Origin of the sequence: Streptomyces rectiverticillatus (assembly GCF_013394065.1) — a bacterium.
Classification (GTDB): Bacteria; Actinomycetota; Actinomycetes; order Streptomycetales; family Streptomycetaceae; genus Streptomyces; species Streptomyces rectiverticillatus.
In genome coordinates this window covers 3,985,017-4,005,601 of record NZ_CP040752.1, presented here as the reverse complement: position 1 = coordinate 4,005,601, position 20,585 = coordinate 3,985,017, and the positions used below count along the sequence as shown (strand labels likewise).

At 72.9% G+C, this 20,585-nt stretch carries 17 protein-coding genes and 1 pseudogene; 6 read left to right on the top strand and 12 right to left on the bottom strand.

Going from position 1 to position 20,585, the window contains the following annotated elements; all coding sequences use genetic code 11:
- Positions 1–37: 37 nt before the first annotated feature.
- Together FGW37_RS17405 and FGW37_RS17400 are read right to left on the bottom strand one after the other, a co-directional pair.
- Positions 38–1,294 (bottom strand): helix-turn-helix domain-containing protein, encoded by a 1,257-nt coding sequence (locus FGW37_RS17405; RefSeq protein WP_246430422.1) that lies wholly within the window; start codon positions 1,292–1,294, stop codon positions 38–40.
- Between the two features lie 264 nt (positions 1,295–1,558).
- Positions 1,559–2,428: an AraC family transcriptional regulator gene (locus tag FGW37_RS17400; RefSeq protein WP_179081889.1), complete on the bottom strand. Its 870-nt coding sequence runs from the start codon at positions 2,426–2,428 to the stop codon at positions 1,559–1,561.
- Positions 2,429–2,597: 169 nt separating this feature from the next.
- Between FGW37_RS17400 and FGW37_RS17395 the strand changes: the two genes are divergently transcribed.
- Entirely contained in the window at positions 2,598–3,332 is a 735-nt protein-coding gene (locus tag FGW37_RS17395) for a VOC family protein (RefSeq protein ID WP_179081888.1), read from the top strand.
- A 17-nt stretch (positions 3,333–3,349) separates the two neighbouring features.
- On the opposite strand, the gene FGW37_RS17390 is transcribed toward FGW37_RS17395, so the two are convergent.
- The 8 genes from FGW37_RS17390 to FGW37_RS17355 all read right to left on the bottom strand — a co-directional run bounded on the left by FGW37_RS17390 (position 3,350) and on the right by FGW37_RS17355 (position 11,331).
- Positions 3,350–4,165, bottom strand: a complete 816-nt coding sequence (locus FGW37_RS17390) for a VOC family protein (RefSeq protein ID WP_179081887.1) — start codon at positions 4,163–4,165, stop codon at positions 3,350–3,352.
- Between the two features lie 91 nt (positions 4,166–4,256).
- Entirely contained in the window at positions 4,257–5,537 is a 1,281-nt protein-coding gene (locus tag FGW37_RS17385) for an MFS transporter (RefSeq protein ID WP_179081886.1), read from the bottom strand.
- Between the two features lie 24 nt (positions 5,538–5,561).
- Entirely contained in the window at positions 5,562–6,242 is a 681-nt protein-coding gene (locus FGW37_RS17380; RefSeq protein ID WP_179081885.1) for a class I SAM-dependent methyltransferase, read from the bottom strand.
- Complete coding sequence (epsC, locus tag FGW37_RS17375; protein WP_179081884.1) at positions 6,239–6,919, bottom strand: serine O-acetyltransferase EpsC; 681 nt, start codon at positions 6,917–6,919, stop codon at positions 6,239–6,241. The genes FGW37_RS17380 and epsC overlap by 4 nt, the downstream gene beginning before the upstream one ends.
- Positions 6,916–7,575, bottom strand: a complete 660-nt coding sequence (locus FGW37_RS17370) for an NADPH-dependent FMN reductase (RefSeq protein ID WP_179081883.1) — start codon at positions 7,573–7,575, stop codon at positions 6,916–6,918. The genes epsC and FGW37_RS17370 overlap by 4 nt, the downstream gene beginning before the upstream one ends.
- On the bottom strand, positions 7,572–8,864 hold the full coding sequence (locus tag FGW37_RS17365; protein WP_179081882.1) for an ATP-grasp domain-containing protein: 1,293 nt from the start codon (positions 8,862–8,864) through the stop codon (positions 7,572–7,574). Before FGW37_RS17365 ends, FGW37_RS17370 begins: the two co-directional genes overlap by 4 nt.
- 66 nt (positions 8,865–8,930) lie before the next feature.
- Positions 8,931–10,022 (bottom strand): PLP-dependent cysteine synthase family protein, encoded by a 1,092-nt coding sequence (locus FGW37_RS17360; protein ID WP_218650590.1) that lies wholly within the window; start codon positions 10,020–10,022, stop codon positions 8,931–8,933.
- Between the two features lie 367 nt (positions 10,023–10,389).
- Positions 10,390–11,331 (bottom strand): AraC family transcriptional regulator, encoded by a 942-nt coding sequence (locus FGW37_RS17355; RefSeq protein WP_179081881.1) that lies wholly within the window; start codon positions 11,329–11,331, stop codon positions 10,390–10,392.
- A 115-nt stretch (positions 11,332–11,446) separates the two neighbouring features.
- Here FGW37_RS17355 and FGW37_RS17350 point away from each other — a divergent pair, with 115 nt between their 5' ends.
- The 3 genes from FGW37_RS17350 to FGW37_RS17340 all read left to right on the top strand — a co-directional run bounded on the left by FGW37_RS17350 (position 11,447) and on the right by FGW37_RS17340 (position 14,469).
- A complete protein-coding gene (locus FGW37_RS17350) occupies positions 11,447–12,334 on the top strand; it encodes an NmrA family NAD(P)-binding protein (protein ID WP_179081880.1) in 888 nt (295 codons plus the stop codon).
- 72 nt (positions 12,335–12,406) lie between these two features.
- Positions 12,407–13,030 carry a LysE family translocator gene (locus FGW37_RS17345; RefSeq protein ID WP_179081879.1) on the top strand — a complete coding sequence of 208 codons (624 nt, stop codon included), beginning with the start codon at positions 12,407–12,409 and terminating at the stop codon, positions 13,028–13,030.
- 275 nt (positions 13,031–13,305) lie between these two features.
- On the top strand, positions 13,306–14,469 hold the full coding sequence (locus FGW37_RS17340; RefSeq protein WP_179084746.1) for an IS701 family transposase: 1,164 nt from the start codon (positions 13,306–13,308) through the stop codon (positions 14,467–14,469).
- Between the two features lie 55 nt (positions 14,470–14,524).
- Here the strand turns inward: FGW37_RS17340 and FGW37_RS17335 are convergent, their stop codons facing one another.
- On the bottom strand, positions 14,525–16,417 hold the full coding sequence (locus FGW37_RS17335; protein WP_179081878.1) for a helix-turn-helix domain-containing protein: 1,893 nt from the start codon (positions 16,415–16,417) through the stop codon (positions 14,525–14,527).
- A 285-nt stretch (positions 16,418–16,702) separates the two neighbouring features.
- Here FGW37_RS17335 and FGW37_RS17330 point away from each other — a divergent pair, with 285 nt between their 5' ends.
- Both FGW37_RS17330 and pabB read left to right on the top strand, forming a co-directional pair.
- Positions 16,703–17,509 (top strand): methyltransferase domain-containing protein, encoded by an 807-nt coding sequence (locus FGW37_RS17330; RefSeq protein ID WP_179081877.1) that lies wholly within the window; start codon positions 16,703–16,705, stop codon positions 17,507–17,509.
- Positions 17,510–17,551: 42 nt separating this feature from the next.
- Positions 17,552–19,729 carry an aminodeoxychorismate synthase component I gene (gene pabB, locus FGW37_RS17325; RefSeq protein ID WP_179081876.1) on the top strand — a complete coding sequence of 726 codons (2,178 nt, stop codon included), beginning with the start codon at positions 17,552–17,554 and terminating at the stop codon, positions 19,727–19,729.
- On the opposite strand, the pseudogene FGW37_RS33340 reads toward pabB, so the two are convergent.
- Positions 19,717–20,439, bottom strand: a pseudogene (locus FGW37_RS33340) (transaldolase family protein); the annotation flags it as partial. The gene pabB and the pseudogene FGW37_RS33340 sit on opposite strands and share 13 nt — an antisense overlap.
- Positions 20,440–20,585: the final 146 nt, after the last annotated feature.

Genomic DNA, 20,585 nt, shown 5'->3' with positions numbered 1-20,585 from the left:
AGGGGGACAATCTGTCCCCCTCACAGGGGCCGGCCCTCTAGAGCGCGGCTGTTACGCCGACCGCCTCCGCCAAGCGACCGGCCTCCCCACGCAGAGCACGTGGCGCCGTACGCCACAGGTCTGCCGCGATGCCGCGGGCGGAGGGGGTGTACGCCACCGTCTCGGAGGCGATCCCGTGGGCGAGCTTCATGACGTGCAGAGCCGCTGTCCGGTCACCGCGCAGGAGGTGTCCGCGGGCCACTTCCACCCACAGGCGCGCGCGCCGCTCCATGGACGGCATCACGTCGGGGTCGATGTCATCCGCCAACGACAGCGCTTCCCCGGACGCCCGAAGGTCCGTGGCCACGGAAACGGCGTGGAAATCCACATTGGCCCGTCCGAATACCGTGCTCGGGTGCACGTAGGCAGCGGGCAGCGACTTGGCGATCTGGTCCCCGCGATCCCAGTACCGCCAGGCGTCTCCCTTGCGGCCTTCACGGGCACAGGTCACCGCGGCATGCAACTGCAGCGCTCCGTAGATCCCCCGCCAGTCGTCGGGAGATCCCTCGAGGTGGGGCCGGATGAGGTCCGCGGCCTCTGTTACGACCCTCAGCGCCTCCTCCGGGTACGAGGTCTCACGGAGAATGTTGCCCATGTTCCAGGCCGCGGCGGCGATGGCGGCAGGGTCATCGGCCCGCTGAGCTGCGCCCAGTGCGCGGTCGGCGACGACCCAGGCGAGTTCGGCCGGTGCTACGTAGGCCGTCGCCTGTCCGGTCAGCCGGTACACGTCGGAGAGGGCGACGAGAGCGGTTCGTCGTTGTGCCCCTTCCAGAGTGCGGGCGGCGGTTTCGGCGTCCCGGATGAGCGCGGGCAGCAGCGCTCCCACTTCGGTGCGGTTGCGCCCTGACGTGTGCCACAGACGCCATGTCTGCTCCACCCGGCCCTGCAGACCGTGCACACCTTGCAGGCCCTGCACGTCGACTGCGGCGCTCAGTGGCGCGAGGCTGCGGCTCATCACAGCGGCCCAGATGGCAGGCATGGTGGGGTGGTCGAATCGTCCCAGAGGGACCGGCTGGACGACCTCAGGAGTACCACCGGTCAGGAGCGACAGGTCGGGGATCTGCAGAGCGGCAGCCAGCCTGAGCAGGAGCGAGTGCGAATTGAGCTCCCGCTCTCCCTTCTCGATCTTCTTGAGCCAGTCCGCCTTCCGGGCGCACAGACCTGCGAGGACTTCGCGGCTCATCCCGCGGGATTCCCTGAGAATCCGGATCCGTTCGCCAGTGCTCAACTCTGCAGGAAAGTCCAGGGTGTCCACCGAACCGCCTCCGTACGCCGACGTGTACGGGCAGCGTACGGGCAGCCGACATCGACGGGCAGGGGTCGCCGGCTGCGCGTGGTAGGGGGCGGCCTTCCGGGTCCGGAAATCAACCGCTCAGGGGCAGGGCGCGGCGGCGTACCGTGCAGAAGACGTCCTGCTGCACGCGATCGACGGGAGAGACGTATGGCCGCCGCTCGGTCGCTCTTCGTCCGGTGTGCGGCGGCTCGCAGCCGCCGCACACCGGCCCTCAGACCTCAGACCTCAGACCTCAGTCCGCTCCACCGGGATCCACAGCTCCGCGTCCGCCCGTGTCGCGTCCTGGGACAGGCGGGTGCGGAGGATTTCGGGGCCCGGGCGGCTGCGGTACGGGTTGGACGGGAACCACTGGGTGAAGACGTCCCGCCACAGGTGCTGCAGCGCCTGCGGGAACGGCCCGGAGCTCTCGAAGACGGCCCATGTGCCCGCCGGGACGGTGAGTGCGTCCATGTCCTCGGGGACGGCGGCGGATCCGGTCACCACGCCGTGGTAGTAGTCGAGTTCGGTCCCCTCGGCCCGGCTCGGGTCGAGGTCGTCGCTCACTCCTACGATGCCCTCCGGCTGCTGATCGGACAGGGCGGCGATGCGCCGTATCGTCTCCTGGCCGATGCCCCGGATGAAGTCGGCGATAGCCGGGTTCACCCCCTCGTGGACCAGCGGGACACGGACCTTCCTGCCGACCACGCGGAACTGCTCCTTCTCCACGACCCGGTATCGCATGCTGCTGCTCCCTTCGACGACGAGACGGAAGGACATCCGGGGCTGGGAGTGCAGAGCCGCACCGGCCCGCCGGGCCTCGCCCGGTCCCACGCCGTGCACGGCCCGGAACGCACGCGCGAACGCCTCCCCCGAGCCGTAGCCGTAGCGCACCGCGATCTCCAGCAGCGTCCGCTCCCCGGCGAGCACCTCGGCGCCCGCGACGGTGAGCCGCCTGCGCCGGATGTACTCCGACAGCGGGATCCCCGCCAGCGCGGAGAACATCCGGCGGAAGTGGTACTCCGACGTCACCGCGATCCGGGCCAGCTCGGTCACCTCGATGCGCTGATCGAGGTGCGACTCGATGTGTTCCAGCGCCTTGTTCAGCCGCTCCAGCACCTCGGTCTCCTTCCTTTACGTCCCTCACGTTAGGAAGGCTGCACCCTGTCGGGCCCGACATCCTGTGCCCGGTCCGATCGGGTAGCGGAGCGCCGGGTTCTGGAACAACCCATATGCGGATCTCGCCCAAGGGTGCAAGCATCGCTGGGCCACGTGGAAGGAGACTGACTTGAGTGAGCCCGCGGTTCGGCCGAACGAGACGACGGTGCCCTTGATGCCGTGCGCGTCAGTGGAGGAGACCCTGACGTTCTATGAGGCGCTGGGGTTCGAGGTGACCTACAAGCAGAGCAAGCCCTATGTGTCCCTGATGCTGCGGTGGAGCGGATTCCAGTTGTGTTTCGGCCCGGCACCCAAGGGCCTGGATCCGACCCGGGAGGAGTCCGGATGCTGCCTGATCATGGTCGACGCCGTGGCGCCGTATCACGCGGCGTTCGTCGCGGCGATGCGGCGGGTCTACGGGAAGGTGCTCGGTTCCGGCCTTCCGCGGATCACCCGTTACCGGCCCGGTGCGTCCCGGTTCACGCTGATCGATCCGTCCGGGAATTCGATCATATTCATCCAGCGCGACGAGCCCATGGAACTGGAATACGGCGGCTCGAAGGAGCTGACGGGCTTGGCCAAGGCGCTCGACAACGCCCGGATCCTGCGCGAGTTCAAAAACGATGACCTGCAGGCCTTCCGTGCGCTCAAGTCCGCGGTGCGCAGGCACGGCACGGACTCCTCGGTGGGGGAGCGGGCCATCGCCCTGTGCCACCTTGTCGACTTGGCCATGGTGCTCGATGAGCCCACCGATCCCTGGCTCGCCGATCTGCGTGGTCTGGAGCTCACCGCCGACGACAGGCAGCGCATCGAGTCGGAACTCGGGCATCTCGACGGACTCCAGGAGTGGCTCCCCCACATGTGAAGCGACCGACGGCGGCCTCACCGCTCGTCCGTCAGCTCCGGCATCGTGCCCTTCGTCGTGTTCAGGTCGATGACGGCGAAGGCCGCGCCCTGGGAGTCGGTCAGGGCTGCGAAGCGGCCGAAGGGGCTGTCCATCGGGCCGAAGTGGAGTGCGCCGCCGTGGTCCCTGGCCTTGGCCACTGCCGCGTCGCAGTCGCCCACCGCGAAGAAGATCTGGATGTAGGGAGGGAGCTCCGGCGGGAATTCCTCGCCCATCGCCATGCGGCCGAGCACCGTCTCGCCTCCGAGGCTGAAGAGCTTGAAGTCGATCTGCTCGTCGCCGGCGTCCGCCTCGCCCTCCATGTGCTGCAGCCCGTAGGGGAAGACGGCGGGGAAGAAGGCGTCAGCCTTGCCGGGTTCGCGGGTGAAGACTTCGGCCCAGCAGTACGCGCCGGGCTCGCCGCGCTTCTGGAAGCCCTCGTGGGTGCCGGCCTGCCAGACGCCGAAGGTGACGCCGGAGGGGTCGCGGGCGAGGACCATGGTGCCGAAGTCGCCGACCGTCATCGGTTCCATCAGCAGCTCGCCGCCGGCCTCGCGGATCTTCCCCGCGGTGGCGGCGGCGTCGGGCGAGGCGAAGTACAGGCACCAGGCGGATTTGCCCTCCTGGCCCGGCATGGGGGGTACGACGGCGGCCACGGCTTTTCCGTCGGAGTACGCCTCCGTGTAGTTACCGAACTCCGTCGCGCTCTCGCCGAACGTCCATCCCAGGACGTCACCGTAGAACTCCTTGGCCTTCTCGATGTCCGTGAACATCGCGTCGGCCCAGCACGGCGTGCCCTCTGCTTGCGCGGCCATGGTCCCGGCTCCTTCCCGGCGATCAGCGAGCGATCAGCAAGCGATCCCCAGCGTTCCCCGAGCATTTCCCGAGCGTTCCCCCGATGCCACGCTAGCCACCCGCGACCGCGCCCGCACGGGGAGCGCGCAGCGCGATCAGCCCGACGATCACCGCCGCCGCCACCGCGACGAGCCCGCACGCCAGGATTCCGGCCCTCGCCCCGTAGTGCTGGACCGCCCAGCCCACGACCGGGCCGCCGATGGGCGTCCCGCCCGTGTACACGAGCATGTACAGGCCCATGACGCGGCCACGCATCGCGGGATCGGTGTGGAGCTGGACCAGGGAGTTGGCCGTCGTGGAGAACGTCACACTCAGTAGGCCCACCAGCACCATCAGTGCCCCGAAGAGCCAGACGGACGGTGCGAGCGCCGTCACCGCCTCCAGGACACCGAAGGCGGCCGCCGTGCCGACCAGCACCACCGTGCGGCTGCTGCGCCGCCGCGCCGACATCAGGGCCCCGGCCAGCGCGCCCAGGCCGACCGCGGTCGTGAGGAAGCCGAACTCCTTCGCGCCGCCGTCGAAGACGTTGTACGCGAAGCCCGAGAGCAGGGTGGGGAAGTTGAAGCCGAAGGTGCAGACGAAGCCGACCAGGACGATGGGACGGACGAGCTCGGGATGCTCGCGCACGTGCCGCAGACCCGCCCTGATCTGGCCCTTCTCGCGCCGCTGCGGCGCCGCCGGCCGTAGCTCCGAGGCCCGTACGGCCAGCAGTGAGGCGATCACCGCGACGTAGGACAGCGCGTTGAGGGCGAACGCCCAGCCGCTTCCGATGACGACGATCAGCGGCCCGGCGGCGGCGGGGCCGAGCAGCCGGGCGCTCTGGAAGTTCACCGCGCCCAGGCTGACCGCGTTGGCCACGCGCTCGGGGCCCACCATCTCGGGGACGAACGTCTGGATCGCCGGATTGGCGAAGACGTTCATGAGGCCGAGCAGGAACGCGAAGACGTAGACGTGGGCGACCACGACGACGTCGGTCAGCGTCAGTACGGCGAGCGCCGCGGCGAACAGGCCCATGGCGCCCTGCGTGGTGAGCAGGATCCGCCGCTTCGGGTACCGGTCGGCCACCACGCCGCCGAACAGGCCGAACAGCAGCACCGGCAGGAACTGCAGAGCCGTGGTGACGCCCACCGCGAACGTGCTGCCGGTGAGGTGGAAGACCAGCCAGTCCTGGGCGACGAACTGCATCCACGTACCGGAGTTCGAGATGAACTGGCCGAAGAAGAAGTAGCGGTAGTTGCGGACGGCGAGCGAGGCGAACATGCGGCCGCCCGGCTTCGCGGACGCCGGTGCGGGGGCGGCCGCGGCGGGGCCCCCTCGGGACGGAGCGGTCATCGGAACCAGGCCTTCGGGTACGGGTTACGCGTCGCGGCGGGCAAGGACCAGCAGGTAGGCGAGGCCCGGCAGCTCTCTGCGCACCGTCCGCACGGCGGTCACCGTGAAGCCGGCCCCGGCCAGCAGTTCCGTCGCCTCCCGCTCGTTGAACCACCGCGACAGGCGGCCGTCCTCGGCGCGGTTCAGAACGCCCTCGGCGAGCTCCTCCGCGGTGGTGAAGAGGCTGACGGCCAGCAGCCCGCCGGGGCGCAGCCGCTGCCGCACGTTCGCCAGGTAGGGCGCGTAGTCCTCCGGTGCCTGGTGGTGAAGCACGCCGTTGTCGACGGCGGCGTCGAAGACGCGGTCATCCGCCAGGTCGGCGAAGTTACCGACCTCGAAGGCGGCCGCGGCGCCGTACCGGCGGGCGATGTCCTCCCAGTCGGGCAGCCGTACGAGGTCGACGGCGGTGACCCGGTGGCCCTGGGCGAGCAGGAGCTCCATGTCCCGGCCGCGGCCCGCCCCGATGTCGATGACGGAGCTGCCCGGCGCGAGTTCCGTGCAGAGCAGCGGCACCAGCTCCCGCATGGCCGGCTCCTCGCTCCAAGAGTCCGCGCCGTCCTCGTAGCGCCGGACGAACGCCTCGCGCAGCAGCTCGCGGTAGCCCGTCTGCTCCCCGACATTCGTGTTCGTGTTCGTGTCCGTGCCAGTGCCAGTGCCCGTGCTCACAGACCGCCTCGCTTCCTCTTCGCCGTGGCCTTCGCTGTCACGTTCGCCGCCGTCACGTCCGCCGCCGCTTCCGTGCCGGCCGCCCGCACCACGGCGGGCTTGCCCCTCGGGTGGACCTCGCTCTTCGGCGCCCACACCCTGCTTCCGGCCGGAACGTCGGCCGTCACCAGCGCGTGCGCCCCGACGAGGCTGTCGTCTCCGATGCGCACGGGGCCGAGGACGGAGGCGCCCGCCCCCACCACGACGCGGTCGCCGAGGGTGGGGTGGCGCCGCTCGCCCGGCAGCCGGTGGCGGTCCCGCCACCAGCCGATCGCCCCGATCGTGACCTGGTGGTAGAGGGTGACGTCGTCGCCGATCACGGCGTCCTCGCCGATGATCACGGCCGCGCCGTGGTCGATGAACAGCCGCCGCCCGACGCGCGCACCCGGGTGGATGTCGACCCCGCCGGACAGGAAACGGCCGACGAGCGAGAGCACGCGGGCCGCCACCCGGTGGCCCCGCGCGTGCAGCCCGCTCGCGGACCGGTGCAGCCACAGGGCCGGCAGGAAGGGGGCGAGGAGCGCCTCGCCGCGGCTGCGCACGGCGGGGTCGCGGTCCGCGACGACCTCCAGGTCCTCGCGCAGGAGGCGCAGACAGCGGGGCAGGAGGGACGGGGCCGGGGGCAGGGGCGGGGTCATGCCGCCACCTCCGCGGTGTCCTCCGCGGAGGTGGCGGCAGCGGCCTCGGCGGTGTCCTCGGCAATCGTGCTGCTGTCAGCCGTACCCCGCCGCATCGCCCGCGTGAACGCCGCGAGCTGGTCCGCGAGTTCCACGCAGCGCGCGTGCACCGGGCCCGTCACGTCCAGCCCCCGCTGCCCTCCGGCCGAGGGCGCGAAGTCCGCGGAGACCGTGCTGACCTGCATCGGCACCGCCCAGCCGCCGAGCGCCTTCACGACCTGGCGGAGCTGCTCGCAGGCGGTGGCCGAGCCGCGCGGCCCGCTGGCGTGGGAGACCAGGCCGACCGCCTTGCCCGCGAAGGCGTCGGACGGCAGGAGGTCCACGGCGCTCTTCAGCAGCCCGGAGTACCCGGAGTGGTAGACGGGCGTGCCGAGGACCAGCGCGTCACTGGCGAGCACCGCCTCGATGAACTCGCGCGCCTGGACCACCGGGTGGGGAGCCTCGCTCCAGTAGTGGTCGGGGTGGCTGCGCGGGAGGTCGAGCACGGCGAGGTCGGCGAGCCCGCTGCCGAAGCCGCGCTGTTCCAGGAGGCCGCCGATGTGCCCGACGAGGGCTCGGGTGTGGGAACCGGCGCTCGGGCTCCCGGCGACGCACAGCACGCGCAGGCGGACGGTCACGACGCGTCCTCCGCGGAACCGTGACCCTGGCCGTCGGCGTCGTCGGCGTCGTCGCCGTTCACCGTCACCCTTACGAGGCCGTGCGCCTCTTCCGCCGCCTTGCGCGCCTCGGCGGCCGTCGCCGCCGTGGTGATGAGGAAGCCGAGCCGGTCGAAGTTGTTCCGGGCGGGGCGCACCTCCTGCCCGGGCATGGCCTGCAGCATCACCTCGGCCGTGCCGGGGGCCTGCCGCGCCGCGTCCGCATCGATGCCGGTGAGCACGCCGGACACGGGTGCGGTGATCGCCCGGATGCAGCCCACGCCGTGCACGGGTGAGGGTGACGGGCTGCCGCCGAGGGCGAGTTCGACGACGTCGTGGTAGATGTTCCGCTCCAGGACGTAGTTGATCATCGTGGGGACGTAGCCGCCGATGAGCCGGCCGTTGATCTCGATGATCTGCGGCCCGTCCGGCCCGAGGACCACCTCGGTGTGGGTGTGCGCGCGGCGGATACCGACGGCGGCGAGCGCGTCGGCGCACACGCGCACGACGGCCTCGCGTACGTCGTCGGCCAGCTCGGCGGGGAAGCAGCCGCCCAGCTCGACCGGGTGGGGCGCGGGGGCCAGCATGCGGTCCACGCAGCCGTACGGGGTGCTGACGCCGTCGACGGTCACCATCTCGCAGCTGACGACGGGGCCGGGCACGTACGCCTCCAGCAGCACCACTCCGCTGCCGGCGACCCCGCGCCCGTAGGAGCGCGTGCCGGCGACGGCCTCCGCCAGTGCGGCGACCTCGACGGCGTCGTTCGCGACGCCGACGTGGAGCGAGCCGAAGCCGTCGGCGGGCTTGACCACGACCGGGTAACCGAGCTCCCCGGCCGCGGCGACGGCCTCCGCGACCGTCAGGGCCCGCCGGAAGGCCGGCTGCGGGACGCCCGCGGCGCCCAGGAGCTCGCGCACGGCGTGCTTGTCGCGCAGGCGCCGCATCACCACGGTGCTCTCGAAGGGCAGGCCGAGGGCTTCGGCGACCTCCGCGGTGGCGGGCAGGTGCCCCTCGCTGAGGGCGAGCACGCCGTGCACGGGGTGCTTGCGGTGGAGCGAGCCGATGACGTCGAGGAGGCCGTCCGGGTCCGTGGTGGGGACTCCGGTGAGCAGCCGGGTCGGGGCCTTCAGCGCCTCCTCGCCGCCCTCCGCGGCGAGGTAGGGGTCGAGGGAGTGGGCCACGAAGGTCACTTCGTGGCCGAGCGCGACGGCCTCGCTCACGACCTTGAATCCGGCCGTCGGGGTCGTCTCGACCAGGACGAGGTGAGCCATCTCAGCGCCCCCCGGAAGTCGTTGCGCCTGCTGTGGCGGTCACATTCGTTGCGGCGGCGTGGCGCGTCATCGTCCGAGCTGCTCCCACTCCTCGGGCGTCCCTGCGTCGGGGAGCACGGTGACGACCGTCGCCGAGGGCGGCAGCGCGGCGGCCGTCTCCTTCGCGGCGAGCCAGTTGGCGGCGGCCGAGCTGCCGATGCGCAGACCGGTGAGGTCGTGGAACTCCCCCATGGCGGCGAAGGCGCGCGGATAGGTCACCGTGCGGTGCTCGACCTCGTCGTCGTGGAGCGTTACGAACGGCTGCCGGATGCCGTGCCCCATGCCGCCGGAACCGGCGTACTTCCGCTGCCCGTTGGGCGGCTGCTCGCTTCCGTACGGCAGCTCGGCGGGGGTGACGCCGACGGCCCGGACGGCGGGGAAGCGTGCACGCAGCGCCCGCAGGACGCCGACGAGGGTCCCGCCGGTCCCGATGGAGGCCACCCAGGCGTCCGGGACGCGCCCGCCGAGCTGCGCGGCGAGCTCGGCACCGGTGGTGCGCTCCTGCAGCAGAACGTTGGCGGGGTTGCGGTGCTGGTAGAGCAGGGTCCACTCGGGTTCCTCGGCGGCGATGCGCAGGGCCTCGCGCACCACGTCGAGGAAGCCGCGCTCCTTGTCGACGAGGTCGACGCGCGCGCCGCGCCCGGCGAGGGTGTCGAGGAGGCTGCGGGGGCTGGCCGAGGACAGGACGAAGCGGGAGCGGATGCCCAGTTCCGCGCAGAGGTGGGAGAGGGCGTTCGCGAGATTTCCGCCGGAGTACTCCAGGACGCGGAGCTCGTCGAGCGGGCGGTCGCCGTGCCGCTGCAGGGCGCTGCCGAGCAGGGCGTAGGCGACGCGGTCCTTGATGGAACCGGCCGGGTTCTCCCACTCGCACTTGGCGAGCACGGTCGCGCCGCCCTCCGGGCCCGGCAGTTCGATCAGGGGCGTGTTCCCGAGTTCCTGCCCGAACTTCGCGTAGACCGGGTACCGGTCCTCCAGGGCCGCGTGGTCCACCGTGGCCCCGTCCAGACTGCCGGGCGGGTAGGGCGCTTCCAGTGGTTCGGGACGGGCGGAGAGCAGCAGGGAAGGGGGTGAGGGGGATGAGGGGGGTGCGGGGTTGTTGATGTCGCCGGCCTTATCCACCGTCAGCCTCCCTGAGCGATTAACAAGTAAAGCAATCCACAGTGCAGTTCATTCATAAGCACTTCAGTTCTGCAGCACTGCAGTACTTCAGCACTCCACCGGGCAGCGCGATCACCCTAGGCGGGATGGCGACTTACGCCACGAGGATTGTGATTGCCGTCACATTCACAGGGAAAAGATGGCCGGTTGCTTTCCCCGGGTACGACGGGTAGCAGCAGGTGGCACAGCGAATCGGATGCTCAAGTTCCGCTTCACGTAAGGGCGTTGCGCACACCACCGACTCGGGCGGCAGGCGCCCCCCGAGCGTGATTTCCGGCCACCTTCGGCGCATTCCCATGTTTAGGCCCCGGGTAAGGATCCGAACGATTCAGCCCGCGAAAACCGGCTGATCAGCCGCTTTATGCCCGGCCCGGAACGCGCTCGGGCTCACCCCCCGGACCCGCTTGAACGCCGTGCTGAATCCGAATGGATCGGCATAGCCCACCCGGCGGGCGACGGACGCCAGCGTGGCCCCCGGCTCGCCGAGCAGGTCCACGGCGAGCGTCATCCGCCACTCCGTGAGGTACGCCAGCGGCGGCTCCCCGAGCAGCTCGTGGAAGCGCTTGGCGAACGTGGAGCGCGACACGCCCGCGACCGCCGCCAGCGAGGCCAGCGTCCACGCCCGGTGCGGCGCCTCGTGCATCGCGCGCAGGACGGGGCCCACGACCTCGTCCCCCAGCGCCCGGTACCAGGCGGGCGACGCCGCCTCGGGCCGGTCGAACCAGTCCCGCAGCGTGCACACCAGCAGCCAGTCCAGCAGCCGGTCCACCACGATCTGCCGCCCGGGCAGGCCCGCGGTCAGCTGCGACTCCAGATACCCGCGCATCGACGTGCAGTCGTGGTCGTCCGGGACGACGAGCACGGGCGGCAGCACCTGCAGCAGCCGGCGCGGCACCTCCCCCGGTACGCGGTAGGCGCCCGCCATGAGCACCGTCCGCCCGTCCACGCCGCCGGCCGCGTCCGGGCCGCCGCCCTCCGGCCCGCCGCAGGACACCTCGCGCACCGGGCCGGGGGCGGCACCCTCCGTCGAGGCCGGGTCGTCCGTGAAGACGAACGGCTCCGGGCCGCGCACGATCGCCGTCTCGCCCGCGGCCAGCCGCCGCGGCCCGCCCTCCGCCGGGACGAGCCAGCCCTCGCCGCGCAGCGGTGCGCACAAGGTCAGGAAGGCGCCGTCGGTGAAGCGCAGCGCCCACGGCGGCGACAGCACCGACCCTCCGAAGACGGCGCCGTTGGCACGCACACCCCGCAACAGATCATCGAAAGGGTCCATGGACGGCACGATATGCGGCGCGCCGGACGGCATGCTCAGGCGGCTCGTACGCCCGGACATGCACCCCGGACTGTCGCCCATGGTGGGTGCCGCGGCAGGCGGATTGGCTGTACCCATGACGAACACGGCTTCCAAGAACACCGCCACGAAGACCGCAACACCCCACCACGACATCCTCGTCCTCGGCGGCACCGGCAAGACCGGCCGCCGGGTCGTCCGCGACCTCCGTGCCGCGGGTGTCTCCGTCCGGGCCGCATCCCGCTCCGGCGAGGTCCGCTTCGACTGGACCGAACCCACCACCTGGGCCGCCGCCCTCGAAGGGGCCTCGGCCGTCTACCTCATCGCCCCGGACGAGGGGTACGAGGCCGTTCCCGTCTTCGTCCGGCAGGCCGTCGAGGCGGGCGTGCGCCGCTTCGTGGTCCTCTCCGGCCGCGGGATCGAGCACGTCGGGCCGGACTTCGGGCAGGGCATGGCCGTCGCCGAGGAGGCCGTCCGCGGCTCCGGCGCCGAGTGGGCGATCGTCCGGGCGAGCAACTTCAACCAGAACTTCAGCGAGGACCTGTGGTGGCAGCCGGTCCGCGAGGGGCGTCTCGGGCTGCCCATGGGGGACGTGCCCGAGCCGTTCGTCGACGCGGACGACATCGCCGAGGTGGCGGCGACGCTGCTCACGCGCAGCAGCGCCGAGCACACCGACGACGTGTACGAGGTCTCCGGGCCGCGCGGGCTGACCTTCGGCGAGGCCGTCGCGACGATCGCCCGCGCCGCGGGGCGGGAGATCGCCTACGTGGAGCTGACGCCGGAGGAGTACCGGGCCGAACTGTTCGCGGCGGGCCTGCCCGAGGCGGCGGTGAAGATGTTCGACGCGCTCTTCGCCCTGCACCGCGCGGGCCACACGGCCGAGCCCGCCGACGGGGTGCGGCGCGTCCTGGGCCGCGACGCCGCCGACTTCGGTGCGTACGCCACGAAAATCGCCGCCACGGGGGCGTGGGCCCGGGTTGAATGACCGTGATCACCGGCGGTGGGCGGGGCCACGGTCCGGCCGGCCGCCGGCACCCCACACTCCCGGAGGAGTCGCATGGTCAGCACGCAGGCGCTGGTGGGCATCGCCGCCGTAGAACTCGGCATGGTCCTCACCCCCGGCCCCAACATGATCTACCTGGTGTCCCGTTCGATCACGCAGGGGCGGCGGGCCGGGCTCGTCTCCCTGCTGGGCGTCGCGGTGGGCTTCTTCGTCTACCTGCTGGCCGCCGTCGCCGGCCTCGCCACGCTCTTCAGTCTTGTGCCCGCCGTCTACACGGCCCTCAAACTGGCCGGCGCCGCCTACCTGGCCTACCTCGCGTGGAAGACCCTCAAGCCCGGCGGGGTCTCCGCGTTCGACCCGAAGCCGCTGCCGCCGGACCCGGCGCGCAAGCTCTTCACGATGGGCCTGGTCACCAACCTCCTCAACCCGAAGATCGCCATCCTCTTCATCTCCGTGCTGCCGCAGTTCATCGACCCCGACCGGGGCTCCGTGGCCGGGCAGAGCCTCGTCCTCGGCCTCACCCTGATCGCCGTCGCCGTCACCGGCAACGGCCTGATCGCCATGAGCGCCGGGGCCATAGCCGGCTTCCTGCGCAGCCGGCCGCGGTGGCTGCGGATGCAGCGCTACGTGATGGGCACGGTCCTGGCGGGCATTTCGGTACGGGTCGCGACGACATGACCCGCCCGGCCTGACGGCCTGACCCGGCCTGCCTGCCCGCAGCGCGGGTACCCGGCCACCCCCGCGTGTGGAGACCGTTCACCACCCACGGCCCGAAGTGTGTGCATGCGTCCCCTCCTCCACGGTGGCCCCGCGGCGGCATCGTGACAGTGCAGCCGGCTGCGGCTGCCGTGGTGCGAGGCATAAGGGGGAGTGCCGTGAACAAGGCGGCGATGGTGACGGGGCTGCGGCACGGGGGGCTGTTCCCGGCTGTGGGCGGGGCGGGGGCCGGGCCGATGGCGGGTCCGGGGCCGGGGCCGGGGCCGGGGGTCCCCGACGACCTCGTCGCCGAGATGGCCGAGGTGCTGTTCCGGTCGCTGCGCCGCAGCGACCAGCGCAGCAAGGGCGAGCAGTACCTGCACGGGCTGCTCACCGCGAGCGGCCGCAAGACCATCCAGAACATCGCGGGCGCCGTCGGCGCGCCCGGCGGCCAGCAGAGCCTGCACCACTTCATCTGCAGCTCCACCTGGCGCTGGAACCCCCTGCGCGAGGCCCTCGGCCGCTACGTGGAGAGCATCGCGCCCGCCCGCGCCTGGGTCGTACGGCAGCTGATCATCCCCAAGCGGGGCGAGCACTCGGTCGGCGTGCGCCGGCAGTTCGACCCCGAGCTGGGCGAGACGGTCAACGCGCAGCGCGCGTTCGGGGTGTGGCTGGCCTCCGGCGCGATGACCGTGCCGGTGCACTGGCGGCTCTTCCTGCCCGACGGGGCCGACGGGGCCGACGGGACCGACGAGCAGGGCGCCGGTATCCCGGCGTCGGCGCTGCGCGAGGAGACCGCGGACGAGAGCGCGACGGGCGCGGTCCTCGACGACATGCGGAAGTGGAAGCTGCCGCGCCGCCCCGTCGTGCTGGACGTGCCCACGACGCGGGTCGGGCCCGCGGTGCGGCGCTTCGCCGAGGCGGGCCTGCCGGTGCTGGCCCGCGTGTGCGGCACGGCGCGCCTGGTCGTGGCCGACCCGGCGCTGCCGGGCCACGGCCTGGGGCCGGTTCCCGCCCTGCGGATCCTGCAGGGCGTACGGGGCCTGCGCCGCCGGATCGCGGGGGGCGGGCTGGTGGCGGCGGTCCCGGTGGCGCTGCCCGTGGGGCACGGACGGCTGTCGGCGGGCGGGCAGCGGCCGGGGCTGCTGCTGGGCGAGTGGCGCGACCCGGAGGGGGCGCCCGAGCGGATCTGGCTGACGGACATGGTCCGCATGCCCGTCGGCGAACTGGCGCGGCTGGCCCGCCTCGCCCACGACACGGCGGCGGACTGCGAGGAGGTCGGCGCGCGCGTGGGCCTCCGCGACTTCAAGGGCCGCTCCTTCCCCGGCTGGCACCGCCACATGACCCTGTCCTCGGCGGCGTACGCAGTCGCATCCTTGACCTCGGCCTACGCCCTCACGGGCGAGGCGCTGTACGCCTGACGACGCACACCCCTGCAACGGCGCTCCCCCCCCGGGGTCGGGCGCCGTGCGCCGCCTACGAGTCGTCCGGGCGTCGGCTCAGCAAGTGGCGCGTGCGCTGCAGGCGCAGTGCCAGCTGGATTTCCAGGGCGCGGTCCGGTTTCTGCCAGGTGGGGCCCAGGAGTTCCGTGATGCGTTCCAGGCGCCGGTAGACGGTGTTGGGGTGGACGTGGAGGACGTCCGCGGCGGCCGTCGCGCTGCTGCCGGAGGCGAAGTAGACCTCCAGCGTGTGGGTGAGCTCGGTCAGGCGGAGCATGTCGTACTCGAGGACGGGGCCGAGCGCGGACTGGACGAAGCCGTCGACGTCGTGGTCCTCGGCGAGCAGCACGCCGAGGAAGCCGAGTTCGCCGGGCGAGGCGTAGCCTCCGGTGTCGCCGAGGGCGGTCAGGGCGTCCACGCAGCGCAGGGCTTCCTGGTAGGCCTGGTGGACCGCGCCGTCCCCCGTCACGGGCCCCGCGGCCCCGACCGTCACCGGGTGGTGCAGGAGCGGGGTGAGCTCTTCGGAGACGGCCTTGGCGATGGCACCGGCGTCGCTGCCGGGCAGCAGGAGCACGATGCTGCCGTCGAGCGCGCTCTTGAGGCCGGACATCCGGTAGGCGTACGAGGAGGCCCAGACGACGGCCCGGCCCTGGGGCCCGCCTTCGGGCCGGGCGACAACCACGACGTGCGGCTGGGTGAGGTCGACGGTGAGCCGCCGGGCGCGGTCGGCGAGCCGTGCGGAGAGCCTGCGGCCGGAGAGGAGTTCGTCGAAGAGCTCGTCGCGGACCTGGCCCTCCACGAGGGCGGTGTTGCGCTGGATGAGCAGGAGGGTCGCACAGACCTGGGCGGTCGAGTGCAGCAGCCGCACTTCCTTGTCGGTGGGCGGCTGCGCGGGGACGAGGACGAGTGCGCCGAGGGCCTCGGACCCGGCCGCGGCGGAGGCGACCCAGGCGCGCTCCCCGGCCCGGACGGGTGCCCGCCCGGCGTGGGCGTCGAGGACGGCCTTGGCGATGTCGGCCTCGTCGAGCGCGGACGGGGGCGGGTCGCCGGCGACGGCGAGGGTGCGCCCGTCGGCGTCGCGGACGATCAGCGCGCCGTCGAGGACGGCCGCGGCCTCGGCGGCGACGGTGGGCAGGTCGCAGCCGTCGAGCACGAGGTCGATGAGCCGGCTGCGGACGTCCGCGAGGCGGCGTTCGGTGGTCAGGTAGGTGCGGGCGCGGGAGCTGTCCAGCTCCAGCTCGGTGACCTCGGCGCGGGCGCTGTCGAGGAGCCGTGCCTTCTCGATGGCGACGGCCGCGAGGTCGGCGAGCGAGCGCATCAGCCCGATCTCGTCGGGCGCGAAGTGCCGGATCTTGCGGTTGGCGCCGTAGAGCGTGCCGAAGACGGAGTCGCCGTGCTGCAGGGGCACGGACATGATGGCGTGCAGGCCTTCGGCCCGGACGACCTCGTCGATCTCCTCGGAGTGGGGGATGCGGTCGTCGCCGAGGTAGTCGGCGGTCCAGGAGGGCGCGGCCTTCCCGTGGACGACGCCGCCGAGGCCGAGGCCGCCGGCCACGCGCAGGCCCACGTTGAGGGCGGTGGTGTCGCCGTCGGAGGCGCGGATGCAGGAGCTTTCGCCGTCGGGGTCGAGGAGGCCGATGTAGGCCATGTCGAAGTTGAGGAGGCGGCGCGCCCGGCGCGAGATGACCTTGAGGAGGGTGTCCAGGTCGTAGGGGAGGGTGAGGTCGCGGGCGGTGTCGACGAGGGCGGTGAGCCCGGCCTCGCGCTGCTCGTGCCGGCCGAAGAGCGAGTGGACGCCGAGGGCGAGCTCCGTGGCCTGTTCGAGCTCGGCGAGGGCGGGGCCGGTGAGGCCGCTGCGGCGGGCGTCGCGGACGAGGGCCTCGAAGCGGCTGGGCGCGGCTTCTTCGGCCAGCAGTCTGAGCACGGTCATCGCACTTGCCGTGGTGGAGTGCACGGCGCGAGTCATCTCCGTACCCCCAGAGTTCCCCAGAGTCGTCTCTCAGGACCCCTCAGGCGAAGCGTCCCCCCGCGAGTGAACGTAAGCGGATTGGACTGGACCAGTCAACTTTGCCCGCACTTGGGTGTACACCGTCCACAACCCTCACCATCTCACGCGGTGATCCGTCCACCTTCCCCTGACCTGCGGATTCGGTAAGGGTTGACAACGCGTGGCGCGCGCCGCAGCGAGCGCGCGCCGTTCAACTGGGGGGACGAAATGCAGGAATCAGGGCAGGCGAGACAGGCGCAACTACAGAGTTACACGCGATCGCTCCGGCGCAGCGCGGAGTCGCTGCACCGGCCGGACCGGCCGGACGTCTTCGCCCTGGGCGGCCGGGAGTGGGACCTGCTGGACGGCGTGTTCGCGCCGCCGTTCTCCGCGTCGACGGGCGTGGCCATGGAACTGCTCGCGGCGGAGCAGCTCGCCGCGGCGGGCGCGGCAAGGCAGGCGAGCCAGGGGGGCCAGGCGAGCCAGGGAAGGCAGCGGTCCCTGCTGGAGATCGGCTGCGGCACCGGCGTCATCGCCGTGACCGCCGCCCTGACGGGCCACGACCGGGTGGTCGCCTCCGACATCAGCCCGCAGGCCGCCCGCAACACCGCCCTGAACGCCGCCCGGCACGGGGTCGCCGACCGCGTCCGCACGCTCTGCGGCGACCTGTTCGCCCCGCTCGGCGAACTCGGCGAGGACGAGCGCTTCGACACCGTCTACTGGCACTCCAACTTCGTCAAGGCGCCGGAGCACTACGTCTACGGGTCGATGCACGAGCGCGCCTACGTCGACGCCGGGTACACGGCCCACCGCCGCTACCTGGCCGGCGCGCACGACCACCTGGCGCCGGGCGGACGGGTCCTGCTGCACTTCAGCGACCGCGGGGACGTGCTCGGCCTGCGCCGGACGGCCCGCGAGTGCGGGCGGGGGCTGCGGGTCCTGCGCAGCCGGAGGGTCCGGGAGGGGCGGGAGACGGTCGAGCACATGCTCCTCGAAGTGACCGCGGCGCGAGCGGCCCTCAGACCCGCCGCCTGAGCACCGCGACCTCACCCCGGCACTCTCTTCACGGACTTCATTGTGCGCACTCTGCTCATCGACAACTACGACTCCTTCACCTATAACCTGTTCCACTACCTGGCCCGCGTGAACGGGCGGCCGCCGGAGGTCGTCCGCAACGACGACCCGGACTGGCACCCCGACCGCCTCGCGGAATTCGACAACGTCGTCCTCTCCCCCGGGCCCGGCACCCCGCTGCGCGAGGCCGACTTCGGGATCTGCCGCGCGATCGCCGAGCGCACCGACCTGCCGCTGCTGGGCGTGTGCCTGGGGCACCAGGGCATCGGGATGCTGCACGGCGCGACCGTGGGCCGGGCCCCGCGCCCGCACCACGGCCGCACCTCCCCCGTCCTGCACGACGGCACCGGCCTCTTCGCCGGCCTGCCCTCGCCCTTCGAGGTCGTGCGCTACCACTCCCTCGCCGTCACCGACCTGCCCGGCGTGCTGAAGGCGACGGCCTGGACGCCCGACGGGGTGCTGATGGGCCTGGAGCACCGGGAGCGGCCGCAGTGGGGCGTGCAGTTCCACCCCGAGTCGGCGGGCAGCCACTACGGCATCGAGCTGCTGGCCAACTTCCGCAGGCTGTCGGAGGAGCGCCTGCCCGCGCACCGGCCCTCGGTCGCACTCACCCGGCCGCAGCAGGCACCCCCGGCCCGGCAACCGGCACCACCGGCCGCCGCCCACCCCCGCCGCAGCCTGCGCGTCCTCGCCGAGCAGCTGCCCACTCGCTGGGACGACGAGACCGTCCACGCCCGCCTCTTCGGCGGCGGCGATCCGCACGATCCGCACACGTTCTGGCTGGACAGCAGCCGCCGTGACGGCGAGCTGGGCCGCTTCTCCTTCATGGGGGACGCCTCGGGGCCGCTCGCCCGCGTCGCGAAGGCCGACGTGTGGAGCTCGACGGTCACGGTGCACTCCGCCGGCGGCACGGTCACCGACATCGTCTCGGGCGCGTTCCTGGAGTGGCTCGACCGCGACCTCGCCGCCACCGGCGCGAGCGTCCCGGAGCTGCCGTTCGACTTCGCGCTCGGCTGGGTGGGCTACCTGGGCTACGAGCTGAAGGCCGAGTGCGGCAGCCGGGCCGTGCACCGCTCGGAGGAGCCGGACGCGTACATGGTCTTCGCCGACCGGGCCGTCGTCCTCGACCACGCGACCGGCACCACCTACCTGCTGGCCCTGGCCGAGGACGGGGTGGAGGACGGACGCGGGAACGAGCGCGACGCCCGCGCCTGGCTGGCCGCGACCGCCCGCCGGCTCGACGCCGCGGCCGGCGAGGAGACCCCGTACACCGGTCCCCCGGCGCTCCTGTCGCAGGCCCGCCTGCGCCACGACCGCTCCGCCTACCTGGGCCTGATCGACGAGTGCCTGGAGGAGATCGCGGCGGGCGAGACCTACGAGGTGTGCCTGACGAACATGGCCGAGGCGCACGGCGACCTCGACCCCTGGCAGGGCTACCGGCACCTGCGCCGCTTCAGCCCGGCCCCGTTCGGCGCGCTGCTGCGCTTCGGCGACCTGTCGGTGCTGAGCACCTCGCCCGAGCGGTTCCTGCGCGTCGGCGCGGACGGCACGGCCGAGTCGCGGCCCATCAAGGGCACCCGCCCGCGCGGGGCCACGGAGCAGGAGGACGCGGCGCTGCGCGCCGATCTGCTCGGCCACGAGAAGGACCGCGCCGAGAACCTGATGATCGTCGACCTGGTCCGCAACGACCTGGGCCGCTGCGCCGAGACCGGCAGCGTGGACGCGTCCGGCAGCTTCCGGGTGGAGACGTACGCGACGGTGCACCAGCTGGTGAGCACCGTGCGGGCCGCGCTCCGCCCGGACGTCTCGGCCGTGGACTGCGTCCGCACCGCCTTCCCCGGCGGCTCGATGACCGGCGCACCGAAGCTGCGCACCATGCGCATCATCGACCACCTGGAGAACGGGCCGCGCGGCGTCTACTCGGGCGCCCTCGGGTACTTCTCCCTGACGGGGGCCGCCGACCTGAGCATCGTCATCCGCACGGCCGTGGTCACCCCCGGCCGGGTCCGCTACGGGGTGGGCGGCGCGATCGTCGACCTCTCCGACGCGGCGGAGGAGTTCGAGGAGACCGTGGTGAAGGCGGCACCGCTGCTGGCGCTGACGGCGCCGAGCAGCTCGCTCCAGCGCAGGGACCGCAGCCGCGCGGCGCGCTCGGCGAGCTCGCGCGTGGTGTGCTCGTAGCCGGCGCCCAGGATCTCCAGGGAGTCCAGGACCCGGGCGGCGGCGCGGCCCCGGCCGGTGACGGCGTCGCCGCGCGGGTTGCCGCGCTCGGCGACGGCCTCCAGGGTCGCCGGGCTCATGGTGGTGATGGTGTCCCAGGCGACGAGCTCGTCCACGTAGCGGGTGTCGGGGACGCCCGGGGTCCGTACGGCGGTGTCCGTCCAGCGCATCCGGTGCGGGCGGGCGCCGTGGGAGGCGAGCTCGCGCCAGGCGCGCCCGGCCAGCAGCTGCTCGTGGCGGTGGAAGACGAGCCGCGCCGAGGCCAGCGCGGCCTCCCCGCGCATCACCTGCGCCGCCTCGGACGAGGAGCGGCACAGCTGCTCGTCGAAGGCGGCGTCCACGGGCGCGAGCGGCACCGAGACGACGGCCTGCAGCGCGGAGAGGTCGCGGCCCGCGCGGCGGGCGCGGCGCAGGCCGTCCAGCCAGGCGGCGGACGCCAGGTCGTAGTGCCCGGGCGAGAGCACGGGGCCGACGTCCACGCCGATGCCCTCGGCCAGGCAGTCGGCGGCCGCGGCCAGCCCCTCGGGGCCGGCGGGCAGGGCGACCAGGGCGTTGGGCCGGTCCACGGCCCGCCACAGGCGCAGCGCCGTGGCCGTGTCCGCGGCGGGGCCGACCTCCACCGCGACGTGCCCGTCGCGGCCGCCGGTGCGCTCGTGGACGGGCAGCAGCACGTCGCAGGCGCGCCGGGCCTCGGCGGCGAGCAGCGCCTCGGCGGCCGGACCGGCCTCGCGCAGGGGGCGGCCCGGCCACGGGGTGCGGGTGCGCCGGCGCAGGGAGCGGGTGAGCGGCTCGGGCCCCAGCGCCAGCCCGGTGATCA

Coding starts and splice junctions, on each gene's coding strand:
- FGW37_RS17385 (WP_179081886.1), bottom strand. CDS start 5,537: ATGACCGCTCCGTCCCGAGGGGGCCCCGCCGCGGCCGCCCCCGCACCG.
- FGW37_RS17350 (WP_179081880.1), top strand. CDS start 11,447: ATGACGAACACGGCTTCCAAGAACACCGCCACGAAGACCGCAACACCC.
- epsC (WP_179081884.1), bottom strand. CDS start 6,919: ATGACCCCGCCCCTGCCCCCGGCCCCGTCCCTCCTGCCCCGCTGTCTG.
- FGW37_RS17345 (WP_179081879.1), top strand. CDS start 12,407: ATGGTCAGCACGCAGGCGCTGGTGGGCATCGCCGCCGTAGAACTCGGC.
- FGW37_RS17365 (WP_179081882.1), bottom strand. CDS start 8,864: ATGGCTCACCTCGTCCTGGTCGAGACGACCCCGACGGCCGGATTCAAG.
- FGW37_RS17330 (WP_179081877.1), top strand. CDS start 16,703: ATGCAGGAATCAGGGCAGGCGAGACAGGCGCAACTACAGAGTTACACG.
- FGW37_RS17340 (WP_179084746.1), top strand. CDS start 13,306: ATGGCGGGTCCGGGGCCGGGGCCGGGGCCGGGGGTCCCCGACGACCTC.
- FGW37_RS17335 (WP_179081878.1), bottom strand. CDS start 16,417: ATGACCGTGCTCAGACTGCTGGCCGAAGAAGCCGCGCCCAGCCGCTTC.
- FGW37_RS17355 (WP_179081881.1), bottom strand. CDS start 11,331: ATGGACCCTTTCGATGATCTGTTGCGGGGTGTGCGTGCCAACGGCGCC.
- FGW37_RS17390 (WP_179081887.1), bottom strand. CDS start 4,165: ATGGCCGCGCAAGCAGAGGGCACGCCGTGCTGGGCCGACGCGATGTTC.